Here is a 12,617-nt window from a genome sequence, read left to right on the forward strand (position 1 = left end):
CGGGCAAACAGTCTCTATTCCACCGCAACTGATGAGGGAACGTGATTAGGCGACGGGCTTTGCGCGGCGTATGGCCGGGAACAGCACCGTAATGGCGAGGATGACGCCCACGACGGTAATCGCCCCGCCCGCAAAGCCAATCCAAGCGATACCGGGACCCGAAACCACGGCGCCGCCGATTGCGGTGCCCGTGCCGATACCGAGGTTAAACAGGCCCGAGAAGATCGACATGGCGACGGCCGACGAATCCGCCGGCGTGTACTTGATGAGCTCGGCCTGGAACGCCACGTTAAAGGCTGTGGAGCAGCAGCCCCATAGCGCGCAGACGGCAAGCACTGCTACGAGCGACGATGCGACCGGACCCATGAGCAGCAGAGCCACCGGCACGCCGGAGAGCGTGATAGCCAAGAACGGGAAGCGATGCCCATCGAACAGGCGGCCAAACAGCCAGCTTCCGAGCAGACCGGAGCAGCCAAACGCCGTCAGCGTCATGGTAATAGCGCTTGCGTCGACGTGCGCGACCTGCGCCAGGAACGGCTCGATATAGCTGTAACCCGCGTAGTAGCCGGTCGCCATAAAGACCGTGACCGCGTAGAGCGCGATGAGGAACGGGTTCTTGAGCAGCTCGGGCAGCTGTTTGACGGTAAAGCGCTCGCCCGCCGGCATGGCTGGGAACACCGCTGCCTGATACACCACCGAAGCGGCAGAGAGGGCCCCAACCACGGCAAACGTCATACGCCAGCCCACGGCCAGGCCAATGGCGCGGCCGATCGGCAGGCCAAAGATCTGCGCGATGGACGAGCCCGTGGCGATCATGCTGATGGCGAGCGCCCCGTGGCGCGTGTCAACCAGACGCGACGCCATGATCGAGGCGACCGACCAGAACACGGCATGCGCGCAGGCGACCACCAGACGCGCGCAAACCAAAATAGGATAGGTGGGCGCCACAGCGGACAGGAACTGGCCGAGCGAAAACACGGCAAGCACGCCGAGCAGCATGCGCTTGAACTCAAAGCGCGAGGCAAACACCATAAGCGGCAGCGACAGCAGCATGACGCCCCAGGCATAGACCGAAATCATGATGCCTGCCTGGGCCTCGGTGAGCGAGAACGACGCGGCGATATCAGTCAGAAGGCCGATGGGCATGAACTCTGATGTGTTGAACACAAACGAACAGCAGGCGAGCCCGATAAGCGGGAGCCACTGCTTGAGCGAGATGCCATCTTGTCTTGCCTGGGTCATGTAGGAAACCTCTCCGATTGTCTTGGGCGGTGGGCGATTATATAGCAACGGCCCCGCATCCGTCAGTACAGATGCGGGACCGCAATCAACTCAATACACAGGGGTTGCGCCGTCAATAAATAGCTAAGCCAACCCCAACAATATGCCCGCCGAATGCACGACAAACGCCACGATCCAGGCGACCGTCACCTGAAACGCGAACACTGCCACGGCGTAGCGTCCGCCCAGCTCGCTCTTAACGGCACCGATGGCTGCCACGCAGGGCGGGTACAGCAGCGTAAAGACCAAAAACACGTAGGCAGTAAACGGCGAGAACATCGTCGACAGTGCCGCAGGCGAGGTTGCGCCCAAAAGCACCGTGAGCGTCGAGATGACGCTCTCCTTGGCAATAAGTCCGGTGACGAGCGCCGTCGAGGCGCGCCAGTCACCAAATCCGAGCGGCGCCAGCACCGGCGCGATGATGCTACCCAGACCGGCAAGTAGACTCTGCGACTGATCGGCGACCACATTAAAGCGAATGTCGAACGTCTGAAGAAACCAAATGACCACCGTAGCGGCAAAGATAATGGTAAAGGCCTTGGTGATGAAGTCCTTGGCCTTATCCCATGCCAGCATCACCGTCGTCTTGACGCTCGGCAGACGGTAATTGGGAAGCTCCATGATAAACGGCACCGGGTCACCCTTAAATGCCGTGCGATTGAGCACCAAAGCCGCGATGCAACCGACCGCAATGCCAATCAAATAGAGCGAGACCATGGCGGGAACCGTCGCCTGCGGGAAAAACGCCCCGCACAGCAGACCGTAGACCGGCAACTTGGCCGAACAGCTCATGAACGGCGTGAGCATGACGGTCATCTTGCGGTCGTGCTCGGATGGGAGCGTACGGGTTGACATGATAGCCGGCACGGTGCAGCCAAAACCGACGAGCATAGGCACGAAGCTGCGGCCCGACAGGCCAAAGCGACGCAGCACTTTATCCATGACAAAGGCCACGCGCGCCATGTAGCCGGAGTCTTCCAGAATGGAGAGGAACAAAAAGAGCACGACGATAATCGGCAGGAAGGTCAGCACGCTGCCCACGCCCGTAAGCACGCCGTCGACAGCCAGCGAGCGTACCACGTCGTTGGTGCCGAACGCCTTGAGGCCCGCATCGGCCGAGGCGATGACGGCAGCGATGCCGTCCTCCATGAGTCCCTGCAACGCCGCGCCGATCACGCCAAACGTCAGCCAAAAGACGAGGCCCATGATCACCAGGAACGCCGGAATGGCCGTGTAGCGACCCGTCAGGATGCGGTCGATCTTGACGGAGCGCACGTGCTCGCGGCTCTCATGCGGCTTGACGACGCAGCGCCCGCACACGTCGCCGATAAAGCTAAAGCGCATATCGGCCAGCGCGGACAGGCGGTCGGTGCCGGCTTCGCCCTCCATCTGGGTAATGATGTGCTCGATAGCGTCGAGCTCATTGCGATCCAAGTGAAGCGCCTCGGTCACCAGCTCGTCGCCTTCAACCAGCTTGGTCGCCGCAAAACGCACCGGAATGTGCGCCGTCACGGCATGGTCCGCGATCAGGTTGGCAATGCCGTGGATGCAGCGATGCAGTGCACCGCCGTCCGAGCCATCGGGCGCACAGAAGTCCAGGCGACCGGGGCGCTCGCGGAACCGTGCCACGTGCAAGGCATGATCCACCAGCTCGCCGATACCCTCGTTGCGGGCAGCGCTAATGGGGACAACAGGCACGCCCAACAGGCTCTCGAGCAGGTTGACGTCCACGGCGCCGCCGTTGGCCGTCACCTCGTCCATCATGTTGAGCGCGATGACCATGGGGCGGTCGAGCTCCATAAGCTGCAGCGTCAGGTACAGGTTGCGTTCGATATTAGTAGCGTCGATGATGTCGATGATGGCGTCGGGGTTTTCGTCCAGGATAAATTGGCGACTGACGATCTCTTCGCCCGTGTACGGAGACAGCGAATAGATGCCGGGCAGGTCGGTAACGCTTGCCTCGGGATGGTTACGGATGGTGCCGTCCTTGCGGTCGACCGTCACGCCGGGAAAGTTACCGACGTGCTGGTTGGAGCCCGTAAGCTGGTTGAACAGCGTGGTCTTACCGCAGTTTTGGTTGCCGGCGAGGGCAAAATGCAGCGGTGCGCCCTCGGGCACGGCCGTTTTTGCCGCACGGGGCGAATACGTCCCCTCGCCAAGTGCCGGGTGCTCCGTCATGCCGATTGCGGCGTTAGTGCGCGGACCCGTGTCTGTGTCGTGAACACCCACGAGCTCGATGCGAGCAGCATCGTCCTTGCGCAGCGTCAACTCGTAGCCACGCAGGCGAATCTCGAGCGGGTCGCCCATAGGAGCGTACTTCATCATGGTGACTTCGGTGCCCGGCGTTAGGCCCATGTCCAAAATATGCTGTCGGAGTGCCTGATCGTCCGATGCCACCGATGCGACAACGGCGTCCTTTCCAATCTCGAGTGTATCGAGCTTCACGCGCTCATCCTTTCGTTAGACGCGGTTAACCGTTTACCGGGGCTAACCAACTCGTAACGACAAATGATAGCGCTCTAAACTATTATATAAAGTCAAATACCGATGTTTACCTGCGCAAACTTTATGCGGTGCGCCCCGAAAGCTCTTTGCGCATACCGCTCAGCGAGATCGAAATGGAACCCGACCGCGCGGTAGCAGTGAGTCGATCACCCTCAACCGACCCCGTGCATGTAAAGGGCGCCTTGCCCATCAAGACGTGGGAGATAGTGCCCGAGAACTCAAAGAAATCGCCCTCAGCGCGGGCACCCGAGAGAGCGATATTGAGACCCCTGACGTTTAGTACTGCCCTGAGCGCGCCGTTCACCCCATGTGAAAACGTCACCTCGCCGCGTTTGCTCCCCACCGGCGTCTGGGCCAAAACCACATACGTACCCTCAAGCATGGCTCCTCCTCTAAGCAGACTTTTTGAAACGGGCAAGTAGTCTACTTTTACATATGGCGCTCCAGGAAGCGGAAGGCCAGGCGGATCCAAGGACGGACTGCCACTTGCTTGTCCTCGTTGTCGACCGCGGTATTGGCGTTGCCGAGCGAAAGGCCGTGGCCACCCTGGTCAAAGACGTGCATCTCGCATGCGACCCCTTCCTCGGCCATGCGCTGCGCAAACGGATAGACCTGCGCAATCGGCGCCGTCTTGTCGTCCGAAACGCCCCACACAAAGGTCGGGGGCATCTGGCGCGAAACGTGCGTGGTAGGGCAAATGTCGGCCAGGTGCTCATCGGTCGCCTCGCCGCCCGTCACCATCGACAGATAGTCGTTGAGCAAATCGCGCCCCGTCTTGCCACCCGTCTTGGGCACGCGCAGGTCGATGCGCGGGTCGCGCGTCTGCATATCGCGCACATAGTCAAGGTCGAGCAACGGATAGCCCAGCACCACGGCGTCGGGACGAATATCCTCCGGACGAGCCCCGGCAAGGCCCGCGAAAGGTCCGGTCTTCCACTGCGTTGCCAACGAGGCGCAGATCATGCCGCCCGCCGAGAAACCCACGATGCACACGCGCTTGGGATCGACATGCCACTCGTCGGCGTTGGCGCGCACGGTAGCGACCATCTTGGCGAGGTCCGCCTGCGGGTGCGGAAAGCTCACGTCGCCCGTGGCGCTCGTCACATAGTTGAGCACAAAGGCCTGGTAGCCGCGGTCCAAAAACGCAAACGCCACCGGGTCCTGCTCGTGCGGAGCGATATGCGTAAACCCGCCTCCGCCGCAGATGATCACCGCGGGGCGGCGGCCATTGGGCTTGTCGGGCAGCGGCTCGGCACCCAGATACGTAAACGTCGCCGGATATTCCTCGGTCGGCTCCTCGCCCCACAGTGCATGGTTCTCGACAATCATATGTGCTCCCTTCGCGCAAATTAAGCGCCATTGTTTTTCGCCTTCAAGCGTACCCCACTTGAACCCGTGACGCAGAAACACGCCAGCAATAAGTTTCCCTTCAACTGATATATCACATAATCCCAGCTCAGAGGTATCGCTGAGCAGCGTAGAATAGGGGGTGTTGACCAAGCCGCGAAACAGATATGAAACGTTTCCGGCAAACCAAACGCGCGATATGCGCCTATTTAAGTTGGAGGCAACTATGGGTCTGCTCGATTCGCTTAAGTCCACCTTCACCTCGACCGGCGAGGCGTCCGTTCCGCCCGCAGCAAGCTTCGCCACCCGCGAAGGCGTCATCTATGCCCCCGTCAACGGCGTGCTCGTCAGCCTGGACGAGGTTCCCGACGAGACGATCGCCTCGGGCATGCTTGGCCAGGGCTATGGCATCGAGCCCATTACCGGCACCATCTATGCGCCCGCCAACGGCCGCATCGGCGCCACCACTGTCACCAACCACTCCATCGGCATGATTACCGAGGACGGTCTGCGCGTATTCATCCATGTTGGCCTGGGCACCGTGGAAATGAACGGCAAGGGTTTTGCCCGCTTTGTCGAGATGGGCGATGTGGTCAAGGCCGGCCAGCCGCTCATCAGCTTCGATCGCGAGGCCATCAAGGCCGCCGGCCACGAGGACATCGTGACCGTCATCGTCTCCGAGCTCGATCGTCTTAAGAGCATCGACCATGTCGGCGAGTCTGGAACGCTTATCGGCGGCAACCCGCTCGTCAAGCTTGGCGACCCGCTGCTGGTTGCCAAGACCAAGTAGCTAGGCCCCGCGCCACACAACCAAAAGGCACCTCGTCAAGCGCCCGCGACCATTTGGCCGCGGGCGCTTTTCGTTTGAAAAACCATCCCGCCAATGCCTTATCTGTATAGCCCAAATGAGCCGAGCTGCTAGAATATCGAACTGTATGGATAACTATCATTCAACCGTTATGGGAGGATACGTGAACCGCACCAAAATCGCGCAGCTCTATGTCGATGCCGAGTCGCTCGGCGGCCAGACCGTCACCGTTGCCGGCTGGGTCAAGTCCGTCCGCGACATGAAGAACTTTGGCTTTGTTACGCTCAACGACGGCAGCTGCTTCCGCGACCTGCAGGTCGTCATGAACCGCGAGGCACTCGACAACTACGACGAGATCGCCCATCAAAACGTCTCGGCCGCACTCATTTGCACCGGCACCGTCAAGCTGACCCCCGATGCGCCCCAGCCCTTCGAGCTTTCTGCCACCTCCATCGAGGTCGAGGGCGTCAGCGCCCCGGATTACCCGCTGCAGAAGAAGCGCGCAACCGTCGAGTTCCTGCGCACCCAGCAGCACCTGCGCCCGCGCACCAACCTGTTCCGCGCCGTGTTCCGCATCCGTTCTGTCGCGGCTGCCGCCATCCACCGCTTCTTCCAGGAGCAGGGCTTTGTCTACGTCAACACCCCCATCATCACCACGAGTGACTGCGAGGGCGCCGGCGAGATGTTCCGCGTGACCACGCTCGACCCCAAAAATCCGCCCCTCACCGAGTCCGGCGAGGTTGACTGGAGCCAGGACTTCTTTGGAAAGCACGCGAGCCTTACCGTATCCGGCCAGCTCAATGCCGAGAACTTTGCCATGGCCTTTGGCGACGTGTACACCTTTGGCCCCACCTTCCGCGCCGAAAACTCCAACACCACGCGCCACGCCGCCGAGTTTTGGATGATCGAGCCCGAGATGGCCTTTGCCGACCTTAACGACTACATGGATAACGCCGAGGCCATGCTCAAGTACGTCCTTAAGGACGTTATGGCCACCTGCCCCGACGAGCTCAACATGCTCAACAAGTTTGTGGACAAGGGCTTGATCGAGCGCCTGGACCACGTGGCAAACTCCGACTTTGCCCGCGTTACCTACACCGAGGCCGTCGAGATCCTGGAGCAGGCAGTCGCTGCTGGCCACCAGTTTGATTACCCCGTCAGCTGGGGCATCGACCTGCAGACCGAGCACGAGCGCTTCCTGACCGAGGAGCACTTTAAGCGCCCGACCTTCGTGACCGACTACCCGGCTGAGATCAAGGCGTTCTACATGCGCATGAACGAGGACGGCAAGACCGTCGCCGCCGCCGACTGCCTGGTTCCCGGTATCGGCGAGATTATCGGCGGCTCCCAGCGCGAGGAGCGCCTGGATCTGCTCGAGGCCCGCATCAAGGACCTGGGCATGAATCCCGAGCAGTACAAGTACTACCTTGACCTGCGCCGCTACGGTTCCTGCAAGCACGCCGGCTACGGTCTGGGCTTCGAGCGCTTGGTCATGTATCTGACCGGCGTGGGCAACATCCGCGACGTCCTGCCGCACCCGCGCACCGTGGGCAACGCCGACTTCTAATCGTCGGACGCTAGCTCGCGTCGCCACACGCCAACGCTCATCGCATAAGCGTCTCTCGACATCGGTCGAGAGACGCTTTTTTCAACAACATCCGTCAAGCTTTTGGCAAGTTTTTGGTCAGTTGACCAGGGCTGTTGAAAACTCGACCCGCCGCTTGCCGACGGCTACCGACCGCCCGGAGTGTCCTGCACCCCTGGGAAAGCCCCGCGCCCTAGGCTCCATACCGTCGCCACCCAAAACGGAAAGGACGTGGACGCCATGACCGAAACCGCTGTTGAAACTTACGAGACCACGACGAGGGGCGCCGCCTCGATGGCAGCCTATCGCGCCGTTCGCATCCTGCAATTATTAAGCGAAAACACCGGCGAGGACAAGGCCATGCTTTCCGATGAGTTGATCCGGCGTCTCGCCCATCCCGACGACCCCGCCCGCATGCCCATCTCGGCGGCGCGGCGCAGCATCTACACCGCCATCTCCGCACTTCGCCATGCCGGATACGAAATTGAATACAAGCGCGGCGTGGGGTATCGGCTCTTGACCCGTCCGCTCACCGACGAAGAGATCATCCGGCTCCACGGCATGGTCATGCGCAACCGCTCTACGCCCATCGCCATTCGAAAAAGCATGGCGCAGCACCTGGTCGCCATGGCGAGTGCCGACGTTCGCGGCTACCTCGATGCACCCGAGCCTGCTCCAAGCGCAGGCGACAAATCCACCAAGGCCATACGCACGCCCGTCAAGCGCATCGATGCCTGCGAGCTCATCGAGCAGGCCATCGACCACGGAACCACGGTGAGTTTTGATATTTCGAGTGTCACGGCACGCGGAGAGGTCGAAGTGGCGCGGATGACACTCCGGCCCTTTGCCATCAAGCAACGAGACGGCATCTCGTATTTGCTGGGAACGGTCTATGACGCGCGAGGCGCCGACGACACGCTGCGTACCGTTGAGATCGGCCGCATGAGAAACGTCACCACACGTCTCCTCGACGGCAAGAAGCTCTTCGCCGTCCTGGACGAGGACGATGCCTCCTCCGCCGCATAAGACCCTCCGCCGCCCATTCGACTACCCGTACCGCCCATCCGATTCTGTATTAAAAAACCCGCCAGGCTGTTGTAAAAATGGACATCAGCGCTACTATAGTTCCACTTGCACTTTGTCCCAGTGCAGTGTTTCCAGCCATTTTTATACTGGGGGTAATGATATGAAGGACATCACCATCAGCCGCAGGAGCCTTCTGGTCTCCGCCGGTCTGCTCGCGCTCGCCCCGCTCGCCGGATGCGGCGGCAACTCTGGTTCCGGCTCTGCTGCCGCCGGTTCCGACTACACCATCGGCGTTCTGCAACTCACCGAGCACTCCGCACTCGATGCCGCCAACGACGGCTTTGTCAAGGCCATCAAGGAGAGCGGCCTTAAGGTCAAGATCGACCAGAAGAACGCCCAGAACGACCAGTCCACGTGTAAGTCCATTGCCGACAAGTTTGTGGGCGACAACGTCAACCTGATTTATGCCATCGCCACGCCCGCCGCGCAGGCTGCCGCCGGCGCCACGGCCGATATCCCCATCGTGGGCTGTGCCATCACCGACTACGCCGCCTCCGGCCTGGTCCAGGACAACGACAAGCCCGGCACCAACGTCACGGGCGCTTCCGACCTCACCCCAGTCGCCGAGCAGCTCGAGATGATGCAGAAGGTCCTGCCCGACGTTAAAAAGGTCGGCCTGCTCTACTGCACCGCCGAGTCCAACTCCGACGTCCAGATCAAAGCCGCCAAGAAGGAGCTCAACAAGCTGGGCCTCGAGTACACCGATTTCACCGTCTCGAGCTCCAACGAGATTCAGTCCGTCGTCGAGTCCTCCGTGGGCAAGGTCGACGCGCTGTACTCCCCCACTGACAACACCATCGCCGCGGGCGCTTCGCAGGTCGGCCAGATCTGCAAGGAGAATAAGCTCCCCTTCGTGACCGGCGAGGAGGGTATGTGCATGGCCGGCGGCCTGTTCACCCTCTCCATCAACTATAAGGACCTGGGCTACGCCGCGGGCGAGATGGCCGTTAAGATCCTGAAGGGCGAGGCCAAGCCCGAGGATATGCCGATCAAGCACCTCTCGAGCAAGGACCTGGTCGTCGTCAAGAACGACGAGATGGCCGAGGCTCTGGGTATCGACCTTTCCGCTCTGGACGAGTAGCGCCATGCGCGGTAACGCGTCTAGGGCCCGCACGCGCGCCACAGCCGCGTTATTCAATATCTGAGTCCTTGGGGCGAACGCTAAAGACCGGCGTTCGCCCTGCTTGTTTCGGATGAGACAAAACATCCGTCCGCAGCTCTTTTATGCATTGGTACCGCTATTATGGAAAATCACGTGTCCACCCTATCCTAGGAGGTATGAAGCATGCTCATTGCATTGCAGGGCGCCGTTTCGCAGGGCGTCCTCTGGGGCATTATGGTGCTTGGCGTGTTTATCACGTTCCGCCTGCTCGACATCCCCGATATGACCTGCGACGGCAGCTTTGCCCTCGGCGGCTGTGTCTGCGCCGTACTCATCGTCAACAATAACGTCGACCCCTTGCTCGCCGTGCTGGCCGGCATGTGCGCCGGCGCCATCGCGGGCGCCGTCACGGGCATCTTGACCACCGTCTTTGAGATTCCCGCAATCCTCGCCGGAATCCTTACGCAGATCAGTCTGTGGTCCATCAACCTGCGCATCATGGGCAAGTCCAACACGCCCATCCTTGCCAAGGGCACTATCTTCTCATCCGTCAGCAACATGACGGGCCTGCCGCAGTCCACTGTTGCCATTATCCTAGGCATTGTGCTGGCCGTGGCCATCGTCGCCATCCTGTACTGGTTCTTTGGCACCGAGATCGGCTCGGCGCTGCGTGCCACCGGCAACAACGAGTACATGATCCGCGCCCTAGGCGTCAACACCAACTCCACCAAAATGATCGCCCTCGTGCTCTCCAACGCCCTCATTGGCCTTTCGGGTGCGCTCATCTGCCAGAGCCAGAAGTATGCCGACATTGGCATGGGTACCGGCGCCATCGTTATCGGTCTTGCCGCCATCGTCATCGGCGAGGTGCTCGGCCGCCTGCTGCCCGGCGGTCTCACGCAGTTCTCCGTCCGTCTGGCCTCCGCCGTCTTTGGCTCCGTGGTGTACTTCCTCATCCGCGCCATCGTGCTGCAGCTGGGCATGGACGCCAACGACATGAAGCTGCTCTCTGCCGCGATCGTCGCCGTGGCCCTGTGCGTGCCCGTGATTTGGGAGCGCTATAAGCTCCGCAGCTCCTACACGAAGGGAGATGAGGCAGATGCTTAAGCTCTCGCACGTCAAGAAGACCTTTAACAAGGGCACCGTCACCGAGAAGCGCGCGCTCACCGGCGTCGACCTCACCCTCAACGATGGCGACTTTGTAACCGTGATTGGCGGCAACGGCGCCGGCAAGTCCACGCTGCTCAATATGATCGCCGGCGTGTATCCGCTCGATTCTGGTGTTATTGAGCTCGACGGCACCGACATCTCTCGTCTGAGCGAGTCGCAGCGCGCCAAGTACCTGGGCCGTGTGTTCCAGGACCCCATGCGCGGCACCGCAGCCGACATGCAAATTGCCGAAAACCTGGCCCTCGCCAAGCGCCGCGGCCAGCGTCGCGGTCTTTCGTGGGGCGTCACCAAGGCCGAGAAGGACGAGTACGTTGAACTGCTCAAGCGCCTGGACCTCGGTCTGGACACGCGTCTCAACGCCAAGGTCGGCCTGCTCTCGGGCGGCCAGCGCCAGGCACTCACCCTGCTGATGGCCACGCTCACCAAGCCGCGCCTGCTGCTGCTCGACGAGCACACGGCGGCCCTCGACCCCAAGACGGCCTCTAAGGTGCTCAACCTGACCGAGGAGATTGTCGACGAAAACCATCTGACCACGCTCATGGTTACGCACAACATGAATGACGCCATCCGTCTGGGCAACCGTCTGATCATGATGCACGAGGGCCATGTGATCTACGACGTGGCCGGCGACGAGAAGAAGTCGCTCACCGTAGCCGACCTGCTGCAGAAGTTCGAGGAGGTCTCGGGCGGCGAGCTCGCCAACGACCGCATGCTGCTGAGCTAAAACCTGCCAATAAGGGACAGGTTTATTTTGGCAGGTTTTATCTGCGCAAACGTCAAAACCGCCGCAAAGGAACAGATACCTTTGCGGCGGTTTTCGCTAACCCCCATATCGAGCACAGAAGCCCGTACGATGTGATCGGACGGGCTTCTTGATGGGTATCATGGTTGGACGATCATTAGGAGGTTTCTCTACATGGAATTGTTTGAGCCGATTCTTCATTTCTTTGCACAACGATGGGTCCACAACATCATCTGGGCAGGTATCTTGGCCATCGGCACCGCCGTTGCCGCCAAGGTCGCGTCCAAGACCCTGTACCACCTGCTCAACCGCGACGATAACCCACTCCCTTCATCAAGCATCTTCATCAACATCGCGCGCGCCGTCATTTGGATGATCGGCGGCAGCTTTATCCTCGACAACTGCTTTGGCATTAACGCAAACGCCCTCGTCGCCGCTCTTGGCGTCGGCGGCATCGCCATCTCGCTCGGCTTTCAGGACACGCTGTCAAACCTTATCGGTGGCATGCAGGTGACCTTTATGGGCATCATCAAACCCGGCGACAATATCGAGGTCGGCGGCGTGACGGGCGTGGTCCAAGATATCACCTGGCGCCATACGACCATCGAGGACGCCTGCGGGCAGACCATCATCGTCCCCAACTCAAATATCTCCAAGAACACGCTCGTGCACCTCATGCCCTTTGGGCGCGTTGCCGTGCCCGTTGCCGTAAAGGACACGTCCAAGTGGGCCTCGTTGGACGCGCTGGCAGATGAGCTTACCGACGCCACCAAGGCCGCGGTGCTTCCCATCTCTGGCTTTGACAAGGAGCCGTACGTGCTCTTTAGCGAGATCGGCGACTTTGGCGTCAAGGGCAAAATCATCTTTATCGTCAGCGACGACAGCACCACTTTCACGGCAGCCGACGCTTGCATCCGCGCCATCGCCCCCATCATCGCCTAAAACGGTTGATTTCCGATCTCAGCCGAACACATTGAGCAAATAGGTCGTT

At 60.7% G+C, this 12,617-nt stretch carries 11 protein-coding genes; 7 read left to right on the top strand and 4 right to left on the bottom strand.

Translation table 11 applies throughout. From position 1 onward, the window contains the following. Positions 1–45: 45 nt before the first annotated feature. The 4 genes from DWW12_RS00800 to DWW12_RS00815 form a co-directional block, all read right to left on the bottom strand. Entirely contained in the window at positions 46–1,242 is a 1,197-nt protein-coding gene (locus DWW12_RS00800; RefSeq protein ID WP_117854537.1) for an MFS transporter, read from the bottom strand. Positions 1,243–1,365: 123 nt separating this feature from the next. Beyond that, positions 1,366–3,726: a ferrous iron transport protein B gene (gene feoB, locus DWW12_RS00805; protein ID WP_117854539.1), complete on the bottom strand. Its 2,361-nt coding sequence runs from the start codon at positions 3,724–3,726 to the stop codon at positions 1,366–1,368. A 121-nt stretch (positions 3,727–3,847) separates the two neighbouring features. After that, the gene (locus DWW12_RS00810) at positions 3,848–4,168 is read right to left on the bottom strand and encodes a hypothetical protein (RefSeq protein WP_089572507.1); all 321 of its coding nucleotides are present in this window, start codon (positions 4,166–4,168) and stop codon (positions 3,848–3,850) included. A gap of 47 nt (positions 4,169–4,215) precedes the next feature. Continuing rightward, positions 4,216–5,115, bottom strand: a complete 900-nt coding sequence (locus DWW12_RS00815; protein ID WP_117854541.1) for an alpha/beta hydrolase — start codon at positions 5,113–5,115, stop codon at positions 4,216–4,218. Positions 5,116–5,359: 244 nt separating this feature from the next. Here DWW12_RS00815 and DWW12_RS00820 point away from each other — a divergent pair, with 244 nt between their 5' ends. From DWW12_RS00820 to DWW12_RS00850, 7 genes are all read left to right on the top strand, one after another. Then, positions 5,360–5,923 (top strand): PTS glucose transporter subunit IIA, encoded by a 564-nt coding sequence (locus DWW12_RS00820; RefSeq protein WP_118266321.1) that lies wholly within the window; start codon positions 5,360–5,362, stop codon positions 5,921–5,923. Positions 5,924–6,104: 181 nt separating this feature from the next. Then, positions 6,105–7,508, top strand: a complete 1,404-nt coding sequence (gene asnS / locus DWW12_RS00825; protein ID WP_117854542.1) for an asparagine--tRNA ligase — start codon at positions 6,105–6,107, stop codon at positions 7,506–7,508. A 258-nt stretch (positions 7,509–7,766) separates the two neighbouring features. After that, on the top strand, positions 7,767–8,552 hold the full coding sequence (locus DWW12_RS00830) for a hypothetical protein (RefSeq protein ID WP_117799699.1): 786 nt from the start codon (positions 7,767–7,769) through the stop codon (positions 8,550–8,552). Positions 8,553–8,712: 160 nt separating this feature from the next. Continuing rightward, positions 8,713–9,693, top strand: a complete 981-nt coding sequence (locus DWW12_RS00835; protein ID WP_117799698.1) for an ABC transporter substrate-binding protein — start codon at positions 8,713–8,715, stop codon at positions 9,691–9,693. A gap of 204 nt (positions 9,694–9,897) precedes the next feature. Next, positions 9,898–10,821: an ABC transporter permease gene (locus DWW12_RS00840; protein WP_117854544.1), complete on the top strand. Its 924-nt coding sequence runs from the start codon at positions 9,898–9,900 to the stop codon at positions 10,819–10,821. Beyond that, on the top strand, positions 10,814–11,608 hold the full coding sequence (locus DWW12_RS00845; RefSeq protein WP_022093887.1) for an ABC transporter ATP-binding protein: 795 nt from the start codon (positions 10,814–10,816) through the stop codon (positions 11,606–11,608). The genes DWW12_RS00840 and DWW12_RS00845 overlap by 8 nt, the downstream gene beginning before the upstream one ends. 192 nt (positions 11,609–11,800) lie before the next feature. After that, positions 11,801–12,568 (top strand): mechanosensitive ion channel family protein, encoded by a 768-nt coding sequence (locus DWW12_RS00850; protein WP_089572515.1) that lies wholly within the window; start codon positions 11,801–11,803, stop codon positions 12,566–12,568. Positions 12,569–12,617 lie beyond the last annotated feature (49 nt).

It is taken from the genome of Collinsella sp. AF14-35, assembly GCF_003464565.1.
GTDB lineage: Bacteria > Actinomycetota > Coriobacteriia > Coriobacteriales > Coriobacteriaceae > Collinsella.